General features: G+C 38.1%; 19 protein-coding genes. 7 read left to right on the top strand and 12 right to left on the bottom strand.

Annotated elements, in window-relative coordinates; genetic code table 11:
• Positions 1-2: 2 nt before the first annotated feature.
• Both I5J82_RS03895 and I5J82_RS03890 read left to right on the top strand, forming a co-directional pair.
• Positions 3-788: an ABC transporter permease gene (locus I5J82_RS03895; RefSeq protein WP_198766746.1), complete on the top strand. Its 786-nt coding sequence runs from the start codon at positions 3-5 to the stop codon at positions 786-788.
• Between the two features lie 12 nt (positions 789-800).
• The gene (locus I5J82_RS03890) at positions 801-1,769 is read left to right on the top strand and encodes an ABC transporter ATP-binding protein (RefSeq protein ID WP_198766745.1); all 969 of its coding nucleotides are present in this window, start codon (positions 801-803) and stop codon (positions 1,767-1,769) included.
• Between the two features lie 93 nt (positions 1,770-1,862).
• On the opposite strand, the gene I5J82_RS03885 is transcribed toward I5J82_RS03890, so the two are convergent.
• The 4 genes from I5J82_RS03885 to I5J82_RS03870 all read right to left on the bottom strand — a co-directional run bounded on the left by I5J82_RS03885 (position 1,863) and on the right by I5J82_RS03870 (position 6,401).
• Positions 1,863-2,720, bottom strand: coding sequence for a patatin-like phospholipase family protein (locus I5J82_RS03885; protein WP_198766744.1), 858 nt, complete (start codon positions 2,718-2,720; stop codon positions 1,863-1,865).
• 170 nt (positions 2,721-2,890) lie between these two features.
• On the bottom strand, positions 2,891-4,465 hold the full coding sequence (locus I5J82_RS03880; RefSeq protein ID WP_198766743.1) for an N-acetylmuramoyl-L-alanine amidase family protein: 1,575 nt from the start codon (positions 4,463-4,465) through the stop codon (positions 2,891-2,893).
• 138 nt (positions 4,466-4,603) lie between these two features.
• The gene (locus I5J82_RS03875; protein ID WP_198766742.1) at positions 4,604-5,380 is read right to left on the bottom strand and encodes a Cof-type HAD-IIB family hydrolase; all 777 of its coding nucleotides are present in this window, start codon (positions 5,378-5,380) and stop codon (positions 4,604-4,606) included.
• Positions 5,381-5,474: 94 nt separating this feature from the next.
• A complete protein-coding gene (locus tag I5J82_RS03870) occupies positions 5,475-6,401 on the bottom strand; it encodes a DMT family transporter (protein ID WP_198766741.1) in 927 nt (308 codons plus the stop codon).
• 432 nt (positions 6,402-6,833) lie between these two features.
• Between I5J82_RS03870 and I5J82_RS03865 the strand changes: the two genes are divergently transcribed.
• Positions 6,834-7,040: an alpha/beta-type small acid-soluble spore protein gene (locus tag I5J82_RS03865; protein WP_066288466.1), complete on the top strand. Its 207-nt coding sequence runs from the start codon at positions 6,834-6,836 to the stop codon at positions 7,038-7,040.
• 53 nt (positions 7,041-7,093) lie between these two features.
• Here the strand turns inward: I5J82_RS03865 and I5J82_RS03860 are convergent, their stop codons facing one another.
• Entirely contained in the window at positions 7,094-9,532 is a 2,439-nt protein-coding gene (locus I5J82_RS03860; RefSeq protein WP_198766740.1) for a DUF6359 domain-containing protein, read from the bottom strand.
• Between the two features lie 203 nt (positions 9,533-9,735).
• Positions 9,736-10,383, bottom strand: coding sequence for an SOS response-associated peptidase (locus I5J82_RS03855; protein ID WP_269819557.1), 648 nt, complete (start codon positions 10,381-10,383; stop codon positions 9,736-9,738).
• 72 nt (positions 10,384-10,455) lie between these two features.
• Here I5J82_RS03855 and I5J82_RS03850 point away from each other — a divergent pair, with 72 nt between their 5' ends.
• A complete protein-coding gene (locus I5J82_RS03850; protein ID WP_198766738.1) occupies positions 10,456-10,686 on the top strand; it encodes a YczF family membrane protein in 231 nt (76 codons plus the stop codon).
• Here I5J82_RS03850 and I5J82_RS03845 read toward each other — a convergent pair.
• The 5 genes from I5J82_RS03845 to gnd form a co-directional block, all read right to left on the bottom strand.
• Positions 10,646-11,779, bottom strand: a complete 1,134-nt coding sequence (locus tag I5J82_RS03845) for a GerAB/ArcD/ProY family transporter (RefSeq protein ID WP_198766737.1) — start codon at positions 11,777-11,779, stop codon at positions 10,646-10,648. The genes I5J82_RS03850 and I5J82_RS03845 overlap by 41 nt on opposite strands.
• On the bottom strand, positions 11,776-12,996 hold the full coding sequence (locus I5J82_RS03840; protein ID WP_198766736.1) for a Ger(x)C family spore germination protein: 1,221 nt from the start codon (positions 12,994-12,996) through the stop codon (positions 11,776-11,778). The genes I5J82_RS03845 and I5J82_RS03840 overlap by 4 nt, the downstream gene beginning before the upstream one ends.
• On the bottom strand, positions 12,993-14,666 hold the full coding sequence (locus tag I5J82_RS03835) for a spore germination protein (protein WP_198766735.1): 1,674 nt from the start codon (positions 14,664-14,666) through the stop codon (positions 12,993-12,995). Before I5J82_RS03835 ends, I5J82_RS03840 begins: the two co-directional genes overlap by 4 nt.
• A 370-nt stretch (positions 14,667-15,036) precedes the next feature.
• Positions 15,037-15,555, bottom strand: coding sequence for an acyl-CoA thioesterase (locus I5J82_RS03830; protein ID WP_144701383.1), 519 nt, complete (start codon positions 15,553-15,555; stop codon positions 15,037-15,039).
• Between the two features lie 115 nt (positions 15,556-15,670).
• Complete coding sequence (gene gnd / locus I5J82_RS03825; RefSeq protein WP_066392738.1) at positions 15,671-16,567, bottom strand: phosphogluconate dehydrogenase (NAD(+)-dependent, decarboxylating); 897 nt, start codon at positions 16,565-16,567, stop codon at positions 15,671-15,673.
• Between the two features lie 242 nt (positions 16,568-16,809).
• Between gnd and I5J82_RS03820 the strand changes: the two genes are divergently transcribed.
• On the top strand, positions 16,810-17,676 hold the full coding sequence (locus I5J82_RS03820; protein ID WP_198766734.1) for a sulfite exporter TauE/SafE family protein: 867 nt from the start codon (positions 16,810-16,812) through the stop codon (positions 17,674-17,676).
• 102 nt (positions 17,677-17,778) lie between these two features.
• On the opposite strand, the gene I5J82_RS03815 is transcribed toward I5J82_RS03820, so the two are convergent.
• Positions 17,779-18,621: a DegV family protein gene (locus I5J82_RS03815; RefSeq protein ID WP_198766733.1), complete on the bottom strand. Its 843-nt coding sequence runs from the start codon at positions 18,619-18,621 to the stop codon at positions 17,779-17,781.
• A 227-nt stretch (positions 18,622-18,848) separates the two neighbouring features.
• Between I5J82_RS03815 and I5J82_RS03810 the strand changes: the two genes are divergently transcribed.
• On the top strand, positions 18,849-19,292 hold the full coding sequence (locus I5J82_RS03810; protein ID WP_198766732.1) for a MarR family winged helix-turn-helix transcriptional regulator: 444 nt from the start codon (positions 18,849-18,851) through the stop codon (positions 19,290-19,292).
• A 212-nt stretch (positions 19,293-19,504) separates the two neighbouring features.
• A complete protein-coding gene (locus I5J82_RS03805; protein ID WP_198766731.1) occupies positions 19,505-20,458 on the top strand; it encodes a helix-turn-helix transcriptional regulator in 954 nt (317 codons plus the stop codon).
• Positions 20,459-20,485: the final 27 nt, after the last annotated feature.

Below are 20,485 nucleotides of genomic sequence, written 5' to 3'. Positions count from 1 at the left end.
TCATGAACCTTTATCTGAAACTATTATCAGGAAGTTTGCGTTCGCGTATGCAGTATAAGATGAACTTTCTTGTATCCTCCTTATCATACGGTTTGATCATGGCGGTAGATTTTGTGCTGCTCGCAGCTATCCTGCAGCGCTTTGACGATGTCAAAGGTTGGAACCTTTATGAAGTGGGCTTGCTCTATGGAATCTCTTCTGTTGCTATTACGCTGTACAGAGTATTTTGTGTAGAGGTACATAATTTTGAACGATACATGGTCGAAGGTGAATTCGATAGTCTTCTAATTCGACCTGTCTCTCCGTTATCACTGCTTTTAACTAAGAACTTAGACCTATCCCGAATAGGAGGAACGATACAAGGTGTTTTGATCCTTGTTATTTCTATTATCGGTTTAAAACTTAATAACGTTGAATTATTTCTTTTGTTAATTTATCTACCGGTAACCATTTTTTCTGGAGTACTTATTTGTTTCTCACTTGGTTTGATCACAGCTACAATTGCCTTTTGGACTCAGAGGATCAAAGATTTTCAAACCTTTACTCTATATGCTCCTTTTAATGCAGCCAATTATCCAATGAACATCTATCCCGGCTGGCTGAAAATCATCTTTTTCACGATCATTCCAGTAGGATTCATGAACTATACACCTATTCTGTTTCTTTTGAAAAAAGGCGGTGACCTTTGGAATCTAGCTTTACCACCTGTTGTTGCGATCCTTTTTCTATTCATTGCATTGAAATTTTGGAAGTTTGGAATTCGCCATTACCATAGTACAGGAAGTTGAGGAGGACTTTATATGATTGAAGCTCAACAATTAAATAAACATTTTAAAATCTATGAAACAAAGAAAGGCTTTATCGGTTCGTTTACTTCTCTCCTTTCTACAAAACATCATATTGTAAAGGCTGTAGATGATATTTCTTTTTCTGTTAAAGAAGGAGAATTTGTAGGTTACATCGGACCGAACGGAGCAGGAAAATCCACTACGATCAAAATGTTATCCGGAATTCTTCATCCGACTAGCGGTGAGATCAAAGTCGGAGGGTTGAGCCCACAGAAAAAAAGAAAAGAAGTAGCCAAAAAGATTGGCATTGTATTTGGACAACGTACACAGCTTTGGTGGGACCTTCCTTTACGTGATTCATTTGATATTTTAAAAGAAATGTATAAAGTACCTGATGAGAAGTACCGTCAGTTTTTGAAGTTATATGATGATATGCTTCAGATTGGTAAGTTTATGGATACCCCTGTCAGAAAGCTTTCTCTAGGGCAACGTATGCGCGGAGACCTCGCTGCAGCCATGATTCATGATCCTGACATCCTTTTTTTAGATGAACCTACGATCGGATTAGATGTGAATGCCAAAACAAGTATTCGCGCCTTCTTAAAGGAACTTAACCAAAATGAGAAGAAGACCATCCTGTTAACCACACACGATATGGATGATATAGAATTGTTGTGTAGCCGTGTGATTGTGATCAATCACGGAAAGATTGTTTTAGATGGTACTTTGGAAGATTTGCGTAAAAATATTGGCTTGCCAAGTGTCATGGAGGTTCAGTATCGCGTAAAACCAAACACCACTGAAATTCAATTAGAAGGAATTGAAAGAATGACATGGGAAGACGAGAAGTTAGTAATTGATTATGACCGCTCTTTGCTTTCTTCACCCCTCTTACTTCAAAACGTAACACAATGGGGCGAACCCATCGATATTCAAATGAAAGAACCTGATATTGAGCAAGTTATTCAGAAGATATACTAAATGAAAAAAGCTTGCTATAGAGATCTGTTCCAAGACTTCTATAGCAAGCTTATCTTCTTTTCAGCATGAAATGATACGTGTGAGTGGTTTTATTTAATCTGATAACCAACTTCTTAAGTTCTCCAATTGGTTGATAGCATCTACTCTTCCTTGTTCATAAAGGACTCCGAGGCGTTTAGGGTCGCGTTCTATTCTTTTAACTATCATCTTCTCCATGGGACGAAGTACAAATAGATTGCCTCTTTTCTCTTCTTTCTCTATAAAATCAAGCGTTTCATTATACTTGATGTAGCGTCCACGTAAACTTTCGTCGAGACCTGTGTATTCAGGATAGAACTTTTTCGTTACCCATGTCATTTTAGGCTTTTTCTTACGATACCCCTGATTCTGAGTCAGGACAACGACTCCTTTTTGGACGCCATCTTTCAAAGCTTTATGAACAGGAATAGGATCCGCAATCCCACCATCCATCATCTGACCTCCTGCAAGTTCGACCACTGGGGCGATAAAAGGAATGGACGACGATGCACGTAAGACATTTGAGATCTCCATCTCTTCGTAATCTTCTTTATTTAAATAAACGGGTTGGCCAGTTCTTACGTCTGTTACAACGACTACAAATCGTTCTTTTGATTGTTTAAATGCAGCATAATCGAAGGGAACTAGGCGGTTCGGAAGTTCATCAAATATAAAGTCCATACCGAACAAACCCTTCTTCTTAAACAACCAATTCTTATATGAAATATATTCAGGATGAGAGCTATATTCTAGATTCACCGTGCGATTTCTTCCATGCTGCCGTGATAGGTATGATACAGCATTACAAGCACCAGCAGATGCACCGATCACATACGGAAAATAAAGGTCATTCTCCATAAAAACATCGAGTATCCCTGCCGTATATACTCCGCGCATTCCGCCACCTTCAAGAATAAGTCCAGAGTTCTCCAAATTTGGCACCACCTATTGTTAACTACATTTATTATTTATCCTTTTAATTATATGAATAAAGTGAACATAAAATCCAGTCAAGCGAATTAAAAATCTAGTAAAACCTGTAGAAAAACAAACAAAAGAGGCACCGCTTAAAAGTTAATACTTTTAATCACTGCCTCTTCACCTTATTTAAAATATTGAGCCAATCCGTTTGTTATTCCCATCGCTGCTTTTGTTTGAAAAGAATTACTTTTTATAGTACTTTCATCAAATGGATTTGATAAAAAGCCAAGCTCTACTAGAACGGCAGGTTGTTTGTTCTCACGAAGCACATGAAAGTTTCCATATCTAACATTTCCACCTTTTAGTCCCGTTTTTGCTCCAACCAATCCAGTGTTTACCGAGTTAGCCAACTTTAAATCCTTCTGCCCGTAATAGAAGGTTAATAGCCCTGTAGCGGTTCTATCAGAAGCTGAGTTATAATGCAAACTTACAAATGCATCTGCAAAATGATAATGACTGATCTCCACTCGTTTGTTAAGAGAAATATACGTATTATCACTTCTGGTTAATATCACTTTTGCGCCTGCATCACTGAGCTCTGTAGCTAATAATCTCGCACTCATCAATGTCATAGCTGCTTCTTGTGTACCTGACGATTTCCCAGTGGCACCTGGATCATTTCCTCCATGACCAGGATCTATTACAATTCTTTTTCCTTTTAATCCCTCCAATGATGGTTTAGGAACTGAAGGATTGTTTGGTGAAGAAGGTGACTGTTGAACAGCAACAAGCCATCCAGCTAGCCAAGCACTTTTACCGCTTGGCATCTTAATTTGTACCCAGTCGTTTTTCGATTGTAAATAAGCGAACTCGTCCCCTTGATCTGCATTTCCTACTATTAAGTACGCTGTAGAGGGACCTTGCCTAATATTCACTCCATCTGACAAGACGACAACTTTTTTAGAGACAGATGAAGGTGGAGCAACTGGAGGTTTCGTTGCAGGCTTAGGGTTTGTAACGATTGGAGATCCTCCAGTTTGTATGGTTATGTATTGCCTAGATACCCAACCTTTCTTTCCATCCGATGTTTGAATGAAAAGCCAGCTTCCTGACTCTGACAAAATCTGAACAGAGGTACCATATTTAATCGAGCCGATGATCGGTGAAGTTAAATTTCCTGATGATCGAAAATTTAAATACGTAGCAGTTACCGTTCCCCACTTCCCGCTTTTAACAGGTTTGTTTGCAGAAGGCTTACCTGTTTGGTTTAATAGGTAAGCACTACTTACCCATCCTTTAATAGAGCCATATGTTATGTTAGACCAATTGCCTTCTTCTTTAATTACAGAAACTACTGCTCCATTCTTAAGCGAACCTACCGTCTTATATTGAGTTCCTGCCCCACTACGTACATTTAGAGAAGTTGCTGTGACTTTTGCTGTTTTTGCTTCCTTTTGAGATGGTATATGGGAACCCGTCGAATGATTTTCCTTTATGTACGCGGAACTAACCCATGCTTTTCTATCCTGAAAAGATATGTTAGCCCATCCTTTTTCTATCTTGTACACCGTAACGATCGACCCTTTTTTTAATGATCCAATCTGTTTAGACGATGAGGAAGGTTCAGTGCGTACATTTAAGCTTGTTGCGTTCACTGTAGCGGTTTTTGTTGCTGCTGAAGTCGGTTTGAATGGAAAGCTCCCGATTAAAAGGATAATGACTAGAAAGAAACACAACACCTTAACATTTAATCTCACACGTTTCAACTCCTATTTGAAAAGTTCTATACTTGCTGTATGTGTTATATCGTCATTCAAAGAATGTTCCTCCACCTTTTTTAACTGCTTTTAAAACAAAAAAACACCCTAGCTGAAATCAACTAGGGTGTTTCATGTTTAGATTAATCCAAAATGCTTAAGTCCATGATAGATACCATCTTCATCGACTGATTTTGTTACAAAGTCTGACGCGTCTTTTGCTTCTTTTAAACCATTGCCCATCGCGATTCCTGTTCCAGCTGCCTTAAGCATTTCAATATCGTTTAGCGCATCACCAAACGCGTATACGTTCTCAGGTTTCATGTTCATCTGGTTCATGAATGCTTCAATTCCTTTGGCTTTCGAACCACCAGTTGGCAATATGTCTAACGCATTTTCATGCCAGCGTATAAAATCGAACGTGCCTTTGTATCCATCTCGATACACATGTTCATGCTGTTCCTGGCAGAATAATAAAACTTGATAAACCTCGTTCTCCTTGTAGAATCCTGGGTGGAAAACGGGATAACTAGGCATGAGATTAAACGTACAGTTTTTAATGATCTCATGATTATCAGCATTGCTTGTTGCTCGTTCATGATCAAGATAAACAAGGGGATGACCGGCCTTATCTGCTTCTTCTTCTATTTTGAGAATTGCTTCTCTAGATAATGGCGTCTTATGAATCACTTCATCTTTAAAGACAACATATGATCCGTTAAAGCTTACAAACGAATCAACCTCTAATTCCTCACGAATAGGTTCAAACATAAATGGACCTCGTCCAGTAGCGATCGCTACATGTACGCCATTCTTTTTCAACTGTGAAATACTCTCTTTCGTGCTATCAGGAATCTTTTTTTCATCGTTTACTAACGTTCCATCTATATCGAAAAATACTATTTTGTCATTCATATCGCATCGTCTCCTGTTGAATGTTCTACCCTACCATAGTGGTACGATTCCTTATAAATGTCAAATCATGCGTATTCCTTTACTTTCTTATTGTTTAATTTTGCTTCACTTGGATCAATCCCTTTTCTGGCATAGATAGCAAGAATACTGTCAATATAATCAGCATGCCACCAGCGGTTTGAAAACTTCCAAACGCAGTACCGAGCCAAATAACAGATACGAGTGTTGCAACTAAAGGTTCAGCACTCCCAAGTAAGCTCGTTTCTGTCGAGCTTATATACTTTAAGCTGTCTAAGTAAAGATAAAAAGGCAATAACGTTCCGAATACTACAACAAATGAAAGCATCCAAAATAGTGATAATGACCAATCGATTGCATTTGCCTGCCATGGCTGAGTAAATATAGAAACGGCAGATCCTCCGAGCAGCATTGCCCAGCCTACGATCGTAGCAGATGCATACTGCTTTAGTAATCTAACAGGATATACGGTATATACAGCTACAGAAATACCTGAAAGAACTCCCCAGAAAATAGCTTTTTCGGAAACCGTTATCTCTTGCAAACTTCCATTAGTTAATAGTAAAAAGGTTCCTGAAAGCGCCATTAGAACCGCGATCCATTCTTTTCGTTTTGGCCATTTAAAGAACTTTAACGCAAAATAGATCGTAATAAACACCGGCCCTAAAAATTGAAGCAGTGTTGCAGTTGGAGCATTTCCCGCTTCTATACTCAAAAAGAAAGTAAGCTGAGCCCCAAGCATACCCGTTAAGGAAAATATCATTAAATCAAAACGATCTTTTTTGTTCTTCCAAACTTCAAATATATTGTGATGAAAAGAAACAAGAAATAATAACAGCGCTCCAGCCATCACCATGCGGACTGATACTAACCATGTTGCAGTCATTGCTGAATGAGAAAAGATCCATTCTGCCGCATTTCCTGAGAAACCCCAAAGGGAAGCCCCTGCTAATGCAAGTCCTATACCTTTCCACCGGGAATATTCTTTTTGATTCCCCATCATACACCCGCTCTCCCATTTGCATAATTCTCATAATAACATTCACAGTTTTGATCCATATTTTTTCATATATCTTATAAACCTACACCCTTCATTCATTATAAATCGAATGAGTGAAAATCAAATACTTTTTCTTTATTCTAATTTCTACAAAGTTATTTTGTTATGTATTAATCAGCTAGTATTTGAAACACCAAACCTAGTTCAGCAAAAGTCATAAAACAGAAAGCACTGAGCGGTAAAACCAGCTCAGTGCTTATCTAGAAAATAAAAATAGGGGGATGATGTATCATACGAAATTTACGGCTTTTGGTGTCGGTAAAGGCAAAAATATGCGAATACCTATTTATTACATAATCTCCTAAAAAAGTTTTTCCAACATGTGCATAAATTTGTTAAATATATACAAACTAGTAATACAAGGAGGTGATACATATGGCACGTAACAATAACTCTAACGAATTAGTAGTGGCTGGAGCACAAGCAGCTTTGGATCAAATGAAGTATGAAATCGCTTCTGAGTTTGGTGTTCAACTAGGACCAGACACAACATCCCGTGCGAATGGATCTGTTGGTGGTGAAATCACTAAACGTCTTGTTCAAATGGCTGAACAGCAACTAGGTGGGGGATACCGTCGCTAAACTATATCTCACAAGAAAAAGTCATCCACAACATGCGGATGACTTTTATTAGTTTATCTGACTTTATCTAGTTTAACTTGAATTAAGACAGGATCATGATCACTTGCTCGACCGTGTTCCTCCATAAACTGCGAATTGATATGAACGATGTCCACTTTCGTCTTTCTTGCCATATTGTTTGTTACTAAAATATGATCAAGAACTTGAGCGTTTCCTTGATAAGAATATGTGTAGCGCTCTTTAAAAGGAACTTCTTCGATCATGTTCGTCAGTTCTTCGCCTTTCACTTTTTGTAGCGTCTTCGTAAACTCAAAATCATTGAAATCTCCTAGCAACACTACCTTTGCATCCTTATCTTCGGTCTTAACATTTTTAACAAACTGATTTACAATTCCCGCAATCTCTAAACGCTGCGCTTCACTTCCAAGGAAAGGAGGCTGTTTTTTCCCAAACAGCGGCTGATCTCCACCTTTTGAGTTAAAATGGTTGGCAACCACAATTACGCTTTCACCTTTAAACATAAACTGTGCTGCGACTGGCTTTCGGCTGTTTTCAAATGCTGGGTTTGCTGGATCGATACGCCCAGGATTTACAGTAAGCTTACCGTCCTTATATCCTACCGCTTCAGTTGCTGTACCTTTTGCTCCTTCTGCTAGGGAAACACGTTCAGGATTGTAGATGAATCCTACACGAATGTTACCGCCAGGAATACCGCCATCTTTGCCATCAACTGGAGCGATATCTGTATACACATAGTGTGGACCGCCTTGCGCTGTAATCTCTGCAATTAATCGGTCAGCACTTGCTTTGGCATCTGTCGTACCATCATTTGTTGGACCGTTTCCATCTTGCATCTCCACAAGTCCTACGATATCTGGTGCGTTTAAGTTACGTACGATAGATTTTGCGATACGTGATACTTTTTCATCACTCGTACTGTCACGTCCTTCTTTTAATGCAGAAAAGTTCTCCACGTTAAAGCTCGCGATCGTCAACTCTTTATGTTTTTCATGAATCTTTGTAACTTCCGGTTTTGTTTTCCCTTCAACAAATGGCGGAAGTTCTTCACGATCAGCTAACATTTTATAGTTACCAAACCCGTAACTTACAACACCTGTAATAGAGCCTAAGAAGAAATCTCCTGTTTTTGCAACAAACGATTCATCGTTAATATCAATAAAAATCCGCTCAGGGTTATAATCAAATTCTGTGATGTTCAGACCACCTGATGAGTTAAATTCTTTTTGCTTCCAAAAATCTGGCACTACAACAAGTTCTCCATACTTTTGAGGTGCAAGAACTCCAGGGTTTTTAACTTCGACAAGCATTCCTTCTAAACTTTCATAAAAATCGATGCCGTCTTCTTTTGGATCAAACACTCCAAAGTTATCATTATCGATCACTCTTGTTGGCTGTTGAAGACCAAACAAACCGATGATCGTTGATTTAGGAAGTTTTTGTCCTTCTTGTAGTTTTGTGATGCGACTTGCATTAATCTCTGTAGCAGCTAGATCTGTTTTTAATTTATCTGAATACCCTTCAAGTACCCACTCTTTTACTAATCCATCAACGGAGACCAGATTTCCTTTAGCTTGTCCGTGATCTTTTTGGTAGACCAAAATACCCTCAGACGTCCTATAATCTTGGTCCGGCTTTACGTCTTGCATATAAAAATTATTGTTATCAACAACTTTTGTTACAATTCCTTCTACACCTTCTACTGCTTTATTTGCAACAGGAGATTGATGACTCGCCCCTTGAATATCATGGATACGAAGTCCAGCTAGAGCAACTTGGTATTTAAACTCTGAAATGTTACTATTCTTTAAACCTTCTTTAACAGCAACAGCTTTAATCGTTACATCTTCGTTCACGGTTATAGGAGATGTATAACGTGTGCTTTCTGTAGTCGGGTCTTGTCCGTCAACCGTGTAATAAATTGCAGCATCCGCTGTTTCAGTGGATAGTACTACAGAAGTCCCTTTAGAGACAACCTGGCCCTCGACTGATGCTTTTACTTCTTCCACTTGTGGTTCAGAAGGAGCACCATCAATAAACTGAAATTTGTCCACATTTTTAAGTCCTGGCACACTAAAATAAGCTTCGACCGTTCCTGATAGTTGCACTTTTTTCCCTAAGTTCTCAGGATGATCGACAAGGTTCAATGCAGTTCTAACATCATTACCTGGTAACTGAACAGTCAAAATCTTCGTTTTATCTGTTTCGTTTGCTGAATCTGCGATAGCTAGATTGGTATTCGCTGTAAATGGTCCTTCATGTTTGAATGAGATAGAAGACCCAGTGCCACCTTTAACAGTCCCTACAATATACCCTTCAACTACCTGTTTCGATTTATCTTGCTTCACCAATGCTTCGTTAACCGTTAGAACGTCAGCTGCGGAAGCTGTTTGTTGCAGTGGCAAAACCATGCTAAGTACCATGGCTACCATGATACTAATATTCGTAATCCTTTTTGTCATTTTCATGAACATATTGTTCCACCTGCCTCACTAATAGTATGTAAAACTTAGTAAATCCATGAAAAATATAACACAATTCTGTCGATTCAATTGTTAGTTTTATATTAAAACAGTTAAAAAGACTTACAAAGAATTTACAATATAGTACACTTGGATTATTTTTCACATAAAAAAAGGACACCTTCTTCTGATCAAATCCTGATCAAAAGAAAATGTCAGTTTATTTTACGAACATTCAAATCTAAAGTGACTTGCTCAGCAAATAGTTCAGGGCTGTTGTCTTGAAGAAGAGAAAGAAGTTTCTCCTTACCTGCTGATCGGTCCAACCATTTTTCTCCGACTTTTGGCTCTAACATCACTGGCATACGATGATGGTATTTTTCCATAGAGGAATTTGAGGCTTTTGTTATGATGGAACAGGTTATTCTTTCCTCTTGCTGACCATTGACCTCACCTGTCCACCTTGACCATATTCCAGCAAATGCAAAAGGCTTCTTGTCTTTTAAGGTAAATTGCAAAGGCTGTTTTTTGCTGTTACCTTCATTTACAACCCATTCATAAAATCCGCTTGCAGGAATTAAACATCTTTTTTGGAGAAAAGAGTTTTTAAAGCTAGGTTTTTCGGAAACAGTCTCACTTCTGGCATTCATTAGCTTGTTTCCTATTTTCGGATCTTTTGCCCAACTTGGGACAAGTCCCCACTTCATGTATCCTGCTCTATTTCCTGAACTTGCTTTTATAACCGAAAGAACTTGCTGACTTGGAGCAATGTTAAAGCGTTTATCATAATCAAATTCATTTTCTAAATTAAAGGCATCAATAATCACATCTTTTTCGTAGTAAAGCATATATCGCCCACACAAAACACAGCACCTCGATTCAACTTATGGATAAGGAAGTCAATCGTGTAAAAACTAAAACAGGAGGTGAAAAACTTGAAGAATCCTGTTATTATTTATATCATTTTATTATTTAGCATGATCTCTTTACTCATCATCATCGATTGGTTTTTAGGAATCGCTCCAGCTGCTGTAATAAAAAAATCATTTATGTCTTTCTTTCACTATGTTGACAAGGTCGAATACTTTCTAGTGATTATTCTGATGATCTTACCTATTTTGACATTTATTCTGTCGAAGTGGATGGAGAAGAAGCAAAAGGCTTAAGCTTCTTTCTTCTAATTAAGAATACAATAATGAACAGACTCGGTAAAACAACTTGAAATGGTATATGGATGAAATGAGGAACGATACTTAAGCCTTCTGTAATATGTTCCACATAATTTGCTGCTATGACAATGGATGAAAGGATTAATACTATACCGATTGGACCGATGAGCTTTTTTTCTTCTTTTACCCCGAAGATGTCTTGTGTTGCTTTAACTGCAACATAAAACAATACAGAGATCTTGAAGAACCCTCCTATAATTAGCGTAAACACCACTAGCGCATCCAATCTTTGAATAAATTCTCCTAAGTTTATCTTCGCAACTGCAGCAAGTAATGGAAAGTAGACATGAGTAGCCACATGCCCTCCTAATATCGCAATGTCCATCGCGACCGTTATACTTAAGATGATACCACTCAGCATTATTGCAAATAACCCCACTGTTAGTGCTTTGCTTTTCTTTGTTGTTTTTAGATAAGGAAACAGCATCGTAAAAACCACCATTTCTCCAAATGGGAAAGTAGGTGTTACTGGGAACGCTGCCTTTAAGACCGGCAAGAACCCCTTACCTAATATAGGGAGAAGATAATTGTATTTCATTAAGTCTGCTGATAAAACGAGTACAGCAAGAATCATTCCTAATAAAACCACTAATGAAAATATGATCTCTCCTGTTCTCACAAGGACTTCAAAACCTAATTTTAATACATAAACGATTGTAGCAATCATAAGCGTATTTACGACGATAATTGGTGTTTGTACAAAAACGGCTGATAGCAGAAGGCTTCCAAAGTCACGTAATACACGAGCAGCTAAATACATGAAATACATGAGATATAGAAAACCAAATAGCTTTCCTATATACTTTCCGAACAAGATCTGCAAATATTGTGTTAAAGATTGCTCTGGAAACTGTTTATAAAGATAAAAATAACCTAGAAAAAGAATCATTCCGCATATCATCCCTAGCAGTATGGCGATCCATGCATCTCTGCCTGCATCCATACCTAAACCAACAAGAATCGCACTCCCGAGTTCAAATAAAATGATGATGATAAAATATTGTTGAATATCGATCTTGATGGTCTTCATTTCGGAGCCTCTTTCTTTTCTTCAAATAAAAACGGTGAAGTTCGAATGCCTGATCTTCTAATACGAGAATCAACATTTACTTTCACTTTTAACTTAGGGAATATTTCTTTGTAGTTCTTTTTGTATTCATTTCGCCATTTCCTCGGGTTTTCTCTATACAACAATTCTCCAAATCCAAGTACATCACTATTAAAACCTTGTGATGCTGTAATCGTTTTTTTAATTTCTTTTTCAATGACTCGATTTAATTCATCTTCAATTTTATTGATTTCAGAAGGCTTTTCGAGGTTCACCGCGCAATTCGCTTCTGCAATATTCGCTTCAGGAAATACATCGATCGTTAAGAAAGGTATTTCCCGCTTTGTTTCTGCTGACAGTTCAGTATTCGAACGAACGATCTCGATAGAATATCCGTTATCATTACCCATACAAGGTACAGTGATCGCTGAACTAACAAGCTTTCCTTTGATCCACAGAACGCCTCTTGCTTCAGGTCCATCTAACCAGCCCTGCAGCTTACCATCTCTAAATATTCCCATACCTGATAACTGCACTCTAGCAGGATCACCTACTTCATAGTTTTGAGCTGTCACTGCCAACTTTTTGTCACCTGTAATTTTAATGCCGTTGATTATCGGTTCTCCACCTTCATCGATAATTGATTGAAGCACTTCATTTATATCTTGTTGCATATTTTCTCCCCAATTTTTCTCTGAAATCTTCAAAATCGTTGCAACCTCATCTGAAGTTACTTTATCGATGGCCGTAAACGTTCTTAATAATTTGGATGGCGTCGTATCTCTCGCTACAACGACTTGAATAGTCGAACGAACTTCTGGGTCTCGTGAGATCATATCGACCGCCTGATAGATACTGTCTTTTGCTATTTTTTCACTAAAAACAAGCATCCTTGCATGCGCAAAAAATAAACGTCTTGATGTTTGTTTACTTGCTTTTCTCGTCGCTTCCATCAAGTTTCTTCCCTTTGTCTCATAGACCGTAAAAACAGGCTGCTTCCCTCCTCCTGCTCCAGTTATGCCTGGTGCGACTTCAGTAGGATTGACCACCTGATAGGTCACAATCAGATCTCCTTTTTTATCGATGTCAATCCCGATTCCCATTACGATTGAAAGCTCATCAAGCTCATTTTGATCCCAGCAACCTGTCAAAAATAGAAGGCAGATCGTGAGGGGGAGGCAACTTTTTAACAGCTTCAACGCGTTGTCTCCTCCTCTCTTTTCTTCTTCACTGTATAAGGTTGTGTACGTGTTTGATTTTGTTTTGAAAGCTTCTTTGGTCTCTTGAACAATTTTGTAATAGGAAAACGAAACAAGCTATCCTTTAGATCCTGTGTCTGTATCGGTGCAAAAGGACTTAAATAAGGATAACCAAAAGATCTTAAACTTGATAAATGTGCGATGATTACAATCAAAGCCAGTGTAAGACCATAGAAACCAAATATCGATGAGATCAGCATTAACGGAAATCGTAATAATCGTGCTGATGTGGCGACAGCGAACGATGGGATCGCAAAGCTGGCTACAGCTGTAATTCCTACAACGATAACCATCGCAGGTGAAACAAGTCCTGCTTGAACAGCTGCTTGACCTAATACAAGTGCCCCAACGATCGAAACGGCGACCCCTACCGCACGGGGCATCCTAATTCCTGCTTCACGTAAAATTTCAAATGTAATCTCCATCACTAACGCTTCTGCTATTGCTGGAAACGGAACACCTTCACGCTGTGCAGCAATACCAAACAAAAGAGTCGTTGGAATCATGGCTTGATGAAAAGTGGTAAGTGCAATATAAATTGATGGAGCGATCAAGGAAATAATAAAGACCGAAAATCTCAACAAACGAAGAAATGTACTTATGTCGTACCTCATATAATAGTCTTCTGATGATTGAAAGAACTGTATAAATTGTGCTGGAGCGATTAAAACAAACGGTGTTCCGTTAATAATAATTCCCACTCGTCCTTCGAGCAGGTTTCCAATAACAACATCTGGTCGTTCAGTATTTAAAAACTGAGGAAAAACGGTAACGGTCTCGTCTTGAATAAACTCTTCAAGTTGACCTGATTCTAGCAAGCCATCTGTCTTCACTTCTTCAATTCTTTCTTTGATCTCTTTGACCAATAATGGATTAGCGATATTCTCTAGATAAACTACCGCTACATCTGTATGTGTTATCTCTCCTATTTTGTATTTTTCAATTCTAAAATCTTTAGATCGAACTCTTCGTCTTATTAAAGAGATATTCGTTTTGATCGACTCTGTAAATGAATCCTTCGGTCCACGTATAACAACTTCTGATGAAGGCTCTTCTATCCCTCTAACTTTTCCGCCGGTCGTACCTAGTTTAAGACCTTTCATATTCCCTTCAACTAAAAGAACACTGAACCCAGCAAGAAGGGCTTCAACTAGTTCATCTTCTGTTTCAACATCTAAAACTCTGCCTAGTGCTAATGCATTTTGTTTGATGTAATGTAACGCATGATTAACTGGTACTGGAGAAGATTGCTTATCTGATGACAATGACATCAGTGGTGAAAGAATAAACTCATTTAAAACTTGAGAATCGTTCATTTCTTCTAAGAATAATAAGGTTGCCGTAACCTTATGCTCTAACTCGAATTCAAACTCACGTACGATTAAATCCATTGGGTCACCTAAGAGTGACTTTACCCTGTCAACCATTACATGCAAGACTGGAATGAGCTCTCCGACAACCTTTTCAGTTGTTTCCTGATTTTGTAATGGGCTTTCCATTGAAATGGTTTTAGATCGAAGAGAAGAATGATCAACATGCTTTTTATCTGCCAACATATCTGTTAACTTTTTATGAGTTCTAATAATTGGACGTTTTCTTCTATTTCGCATTACCATCCGCCTTTTTACCAAACTTTTCTTAGCATTTGCACAACATGCTTTGGTTATGTAATAAAAGTAACGACTCGTACTTGAATGAAAACTCTATCTCATTTCATACTTCTTCCGGCTGATAGGATGAATCATCTAAATCTTTACGGCAAAGGCAACCCCTTCTGGTGACCAATAATTCGTACTCTAAAGAACACAAAAAAGCCCCTGATCGTTTTCATCTATGAAAACGATCAGGGGCTTTAACAATTAACAGTATAAATGCCAGGGTTCTGTATCCCTGGCTGGAAAAAGGTAACTTAATTATAGCATCTTATTTTCAAAATGCGAATTTTATGAACCGCAAAATGCTAAAAATATATCTTTATGCTCACATTGGATCCCAAGGTTTTTTTACTCCGAACTCTTTGGCTAATTTCTTGCTTTCTTCTCTGCGCTTTTTCCTTGCAATCGCTCTTTCTGGTGCATGCTCGTGAAGCCACTTTTCTTCTTCTGTTTCAGGTATGACTTTTGGCACTGGCGTTGGTTTTCCATCTTCATCTAATGCTACGAATGTAAGAAAAGAAACCGCGCAAACTTTTCGTTCTCCAGACAATAAATTCTCTGAGATCACTTTTACGAAAACTTCCATTGAAGTTGTTTTCGTCCACGTCACAAATGATTCTAAGCAAACGGAGTGGCCTTCTTTAATGGGCTGTAAAAAGTCAACGGAATCCGTTGAAGCCGTAACTACATTTTTTCTTGCATGGCGGATCGCTGATATAGCAGCAACATCATCGATATAAGCCATCAATTTACCTCCGAATAACGTACCATGATTATTTGTATCAGGCGGCAGTACTACCGAGGACTTAACCGTTCGAGATTCACGAACAAACTTTTCTTCCATGATCAAAACTCCTATTCTTGTCTCTTCATCACTAGTATATGTTGAATGTCCAAAAATTAATGAAAGACCTCTGCTTAAACGGATAAGCAATGAGGTCTTCATTAAGGCATTTTTATTATTTTTTCACGACTGCATGGCCACCAAATTCGTTACGAAGTGCTGCAACGACTTTACCGTGGAACGTATCGTCTTCTAATGAACGGAAACGCATGAATTGTGATAATGCGATAACTGGAGCAGATGCTTGGTAGTCAAGAGCAGCTTCAACTGTCCAGATCCCTTCACCTGAAGAATTCATCACGCCGCGGATGTCTTCAAGTTTTGGCTGTTTGCTGAATGCGTTCTCCATTAGTTCGATCAGCCAGCTACGGATAACGGATCCGTTATTCCATACTCTAGAAACCGCTTCATAGTCGTAATCGAAGTCACTTTTATCAAGGATTTCAAAACCTTCTCCGATTGCTTGCATCATACCGTACTCGATTCCGTTATGAACCATCTTCAAGAAATGGCCAGATCCTGCACGTCCTGTAATCATAAATCCTTTTTCCACACAGATCTTTTCGTATAAGGGAGCAAGGTAGTTTACTGCATCGTCATCTCCACCCATCATGGCACAAAGACCGTAACGTGCTCCATCAGTTCCTCCACTCGTACCAACGTCTACAAGATGGATACCAGATGCTTTTAATTCTTCATAGCGGCGAAGTGTGTGCTTGTACATGGAGTTACCAGCGTCAACGATGATATCGCCCTCAGTTAAATGCGGCTTAAGTTGTTCAATTACTTGGTCAACGATCTCTCCAGCTGGAACTAGAAGAATAACAGCTTTTCTTCCTGTAAAAGAATTAGCTAGTTCTTCGATTGAGTCAACACCTTTAACACCTTCTGCTGAAATCTCTTTCACTGTATCTTTGTTAACATCTGTAGCGAAAACCGTATTTCCTTTATCATTCATATTCAGTGCCATATTGAAGCCCATTTTTCCAAGGCCGATTAAACCGATTTCCATTGTACATATCACTCCAATTTATGTATTTATATCTGTTTTGTATTATTCCACAAAATAAAGGCGATTAACCTCTACTTGCAACACTGTCTATTAGAGTATCTAAAAATGAACAAAAAAACAATTATTTCAGTTCTTTTTATATGAAATAACAGAGAAAAATTTTAAAATCATAAACATTTGACCTGAACCTTTCTCATTTTGTCCACATAATCTATAGAATCTCTTTTGTTGGAGGACCTTCCATGAAAAAAATTGTAATGCTGGCTTTGATCGGACTTTTAGCTCAACTCATTGACGGTTCACTTGGCATGGCTTATGGAGTTACTTCTACTACTCTTCTTTTAGTAGCAGGGTTCTCACCAGCTTTAGCCTCTGCGTCTGTTCACTTATCAGAAGTTGTGACATCTGCTGTTTCAGGATACTCACACCTCAAATTCGGGAATGTCGATATAAAAACGGTAAAAAAGCTAGTGATTCCAGGGGCTATTGGTGCATTCTTAGGTGCTGCTTTTTTAAGTTATATTCCTTCTACTGTAATTAAACCGTACATCTCCTTATTTTTATTAGGGCTTGGCTTTTATGTTTTGTTCCGTTTTTTACTGGTAAGAGTGAAGGTGGATATAGATACCGAGTCTACAGAGAACAGGACTAAGAAAATGATGTATCGGCCATTAGGTCTAGTTGCTGGATTTATGGATGCAACAGGTGGCGGAGGATGGGGACCGATCACGACTCCTATTCTCTTGACTCAGAAAAACCTTACTCCCAGCAAAGCAATCGGCTCAGTAAATTTTAGTGAATTTGCGGTTTCATTATCTGCTTCTATCGGTTTCTTTTTGTTTATTGGATGGGAGACTTTGCTTTGGCAGGTCGTTGTTGCGATGATGCTAGGTGGAATCATTGCAGCTCCTTTTGCAGCGTGGCTGGTGCAGAAGTTAAAACCAGCGCTATTAGGCGTATTAGCTGGAGGTTTAATAATTCTAACGAACTTAAGAACGATTTTAAACGAATTTTATTCCGTAGATTTGTTTACCGAAGTTTCAGCTTTGGTGCCGCTTCTTCTCCTATGGGGTATTTTAATCGTATTTGCCGTTCGGAAAAAAGCATAAAAAAGCAGATTATAGCGAGCGTAGATTGTAGAAAGCAAAACAGCCAAAATGTCCATCTTGGATGGACATTTTGGCTGTTTGTAATTGTATGGGGTCAGACCCCTATTCTTCAAACCAGAGGATGCCGAGCGTGCCTGCACCGACGTGGACACCGATTGCAGGACTCAGCTGTCCAAGATTGAATGAAATGTGAGGATATTTCTCTTTTAATAAGTGAAGCCAGTCCTCCGCTTTTTCTGAGGAGCCGCTGTATACGACACTAACACCATAAGCACCCTTATTTAGTGCAGCTTCTTCAAATAATGCGAGAACGCGAGATTCTGCCTTTTTTAAAGTCCTGATCTTTTCGAAGGGTACGAGTGAACCATCGTCAAAGGTAAGAATGGGTTTGATCTGCAGAAGATTACCGACAAGGAAGCTTGCACCGGATAATCTACCGCCTTTTCTTAGTTGTTCCAGACTTCCGATGCATACATAACCTTTTACATGATCAGCTTTTTCACGGAGCAACGCAGCTATTTCCTGCGCTTCTAATCCTTCATCTTCAAGCTTCTTCCCTTTTAACAAAAGTTGTTTCATTGATTCTGATGTTATCTTTGAATCTACAATATGTACGGGAAAGTCTGCCATGTCTGCACCAAGTCTAGAACCGTTGATCGTACCACTAAATTTCTCTGACACGTGGATTGCAATTCCACAATCATAACTATGTTTAAGAACTTCATAAAAGTCTGAGAACTCACCGACTGTTGGTTGGCTCGTTTTTGGCAGTTCAGAGACACTTTCAAGTTTTGTATAAAATTCTTCCGGCGTAATATCTACACCGTCTTTATAAATTTTATTTTCCATGATGACAGATACAGGAATAATATGAATACCAAGCTCTTTTGCTTCTTCCTGTGTGATGCAGCTTGTACTATCTGTAATCCAAGCAATACGTGCCATATTGCACATCCCCCTTTATCTCTCTATTTTTTATTAGATATGTACAAGAGAATTCCTCTATTAACAGAAAAATATATTTTTATTTCTAAATTAAACCTATATTTCAATAGTTTAAATACTAGCACAGAGATACACATTGAAAACTAGATACTTTATACTACTCTTTAATGGAACTTATCGGAAATTTATATTAAAATAGGAGTAATGTAAGCTAAGGAGGCAGTACTGTGAAAGTGGTAGCAGATAGTAGAAATGTATTAATGGAAGTAGAGCGTATAGAGAAAGCGTTTAATGAGATCATGGACGTGATAAAGCCTGAGATTTGGGAAGAAGAAGAGATAACTTCTACTCAATTCCAAATATTAAAGACTTTATCTTCACGTGAAAAATGGACGGTTTCTGAAATTGCTGACGCTATGAAAGTACGTGCAAGTGCTACTACCGTTATCATCGACCGACTCGTTAAAAGAGGATTAGTAGATCGTTATCGCTCTGACCTTGATCGAAGAATTGTTTACGTGCAACTAAATGAAACCGGTTTAACAGCGTTTCATGCAATTCAAGAAAAAAGAAACGGTGTACTGATCAAGTACATGTCACAGCTCACTGATAAACAGCTCGCGGATATGGTTCAATGTATTGAACACCTTTCTTCAATCGTAAAGAACTAATTCTTAAAAACTGCTTATAACAATTACCGCAGATTAGTTTTCCTACCTTTCATACTACGAAATCAACACGTTATCCAAAGGATTAACGTGTTTTTTATTATATTCTTACTTTATTTGGATAAACCCTAACATTTCAGCACATTTGTACGATATAACATACAAAGACTAGAACAAAAGTTTTAATACATGAATATATCAATTAGGGGTCTAACATGTCAAAGATAAAAAGACTGGAACGGCTACTGCTTTCCATAAACTCAAAAAAACATTTTACTTTAAAAGAATTAGCCGATGAATTTGGGGTATCTACTAGAACGATTCAACGAGATTTATTAAATCTTATTGAGATGGGCCTTCCCATCGTTTCTGAATTCGGACCACACGGCGGATATCGCATTGAAAATGACCGAATCCTGCCTCCTATCGGATTTACCGAAATGGAAGCTTCCTCTATTCTTTTTAGTTTACAAACATTCACTGAAACGAGTTTTCCATTTCAAACGCAAAGTAAATCTATTGTAAATAAACTTCATCAATTCATGCCAGAAGATGCAAAAGATAATTGGACACAGATTCAAAAACGACTTTTCGTTCAGCTTCCATTGCCTCCAAAGAACCAAGTTGCGCCAATCATTCTTGAAGCTTCTATTAAACAAAAGATTGTCACGATTTTATATACGATGAAAGAACAAAAATTGTATAGCAACATTCAACTGATCGGTCTTTTTAGCGAGAACGGTGAATGGTATTGTCCTGCATATTGTTATTCACTCATGGATTATCATATTTTTAAACTTTCTGATATTAAACATGCCGTAATTAACTACGAACCGATAGAAGTGAAAGATTTTACTGAAGTGACCATTCAAAATTGGGCATCTCAAATTTCACCAAGAAACTATGTTAGACTTGAAGGAGAACTCTCACTAGATGGATTGAGGTATTGTGAATCTCATCCTATTCTAAGACAGTTTATAACGACGAATGAAAATGGTTTATACAGTCTGTCAGGAAAAATATTGGCAACTTATGTTGATAAAGTTGCCGAGTATTTATGGTCGCTAAAAACAAGCATTTCGATACAATCTCCTAAAGAGATTAAAGAGATTCATGCACGTTGGGCGAAGCAAATCTCTCTTCAATATGAAGTTATTTTAAATATGTAATCAAATTGATACATATTTTTCCTCTTT

This window comes from Fictibacillus halophilus (genome assembly GCF_016401385.1).
In the GTDB taxonomy this organism is placed as follows: Bacteria; Bacillota; Bacilli; order Bacillales; family Fictibacillaceae; genus Fictibacillus; species Fictibacillus halophilus.
Note: the sequence above shows the minus strand (reverse complement) of the source record. Positions and strands in the feature narration are given on the sequence as shown.

Excerpts from the sequence above, each read along its gene's own strand:
- I5J82_RS03860 (WP_198766740.1), bottom strand. The coding sequence starts at position 9,532 with ATGTTCATGAAAATGACAAAAAGGATTACGAATATTAGTATCATGGTA.
- I5J82_RS03805 (WP_198766731.1), top strand. The coding sequence starts at position 19,505 with ATGTCAAAGATAAAAAGACTGGAACGGCTACTGCTTTCCATAAACTCA.
- I5J82_RS03865 (WP_066288466.1), top strand. The coding sequence starts at position 6,834 with ATGGCACGTAACAATAACTCTAACGAATTAGTAGTGGCTGGAGCACAA.
- I5J82_RS03830 (WP_144701383.1), bottom strand. The coding sequence starts at position 15,555 with ATGGAAGAAAAGTTTGTTCGTGAATCTCGAACGGTTAAGTCCTCGGTA.
- I5J82_RS03890 (WP_198766745.1), top strand. The coding sequence starts at position 801 with ATGATTGAAGCTCAACAATTAAATAAACATTTTAAAATCTATGAAACA.
- I5J82_RS03875 (WP_198766742.1), bottom strand. The coding sequence starts at position 5,380 with ATGAATGACAAAATAGTATTTTTCGATATAGATGGAACGTTAGTAAAC.
- I5J82_RS03845 (WP_198766737.1), bottom strand. The coding sequence starts at position 11,779 with ATGAAGACCATCAAGATCGATATTCAACAATATTTTATCATCATCATT.
- I5J82_RS03870 (WP_198766741.1), bottom strand. The coding sequence starts at position 6,401 with ATGATGGGGAATCAAAAAGAATATTCCCGGTGGAAAGGTATAGGACTT.
- I5J82_RS03815 (WP_198766733.1), bottom strand. The coding sequence starts at position 18,621 with ATGGCACGTATTGCTTGGATTACAGATAGTACAAGCTGCATCACACAG.
- gnd (WP_066392738.1), bottom strand. The coding sequence starts at position 16,567 with ATGGAAATCGGTTTAATCGGCCTTGGAAAAATGGGCTTCAATATGGCA.
- I5J82_RS03895 (WP_198766746.1), top strand. The coding sequence starts at position 3 with ATGAACCTTTATCTGAAACTATTATCAGGAAGTTTGCGTTCGCGTATG.
- I5J82_RS03820 (WP_198766734.1), top strand. The coding sequence starts at position 16,810 with ATGAAAAAAATTGTAATGCTGGCTTTGATCGGACTTTTAGCTCAACTC.
- I5J82_RS03835 (WP_198766735.1), bottom strand. The coding sequence starts at position 14,666 with ATGCGAAATAGAAGAAAACGTCCAATTATTAGAACTCATAAAAAGTTA.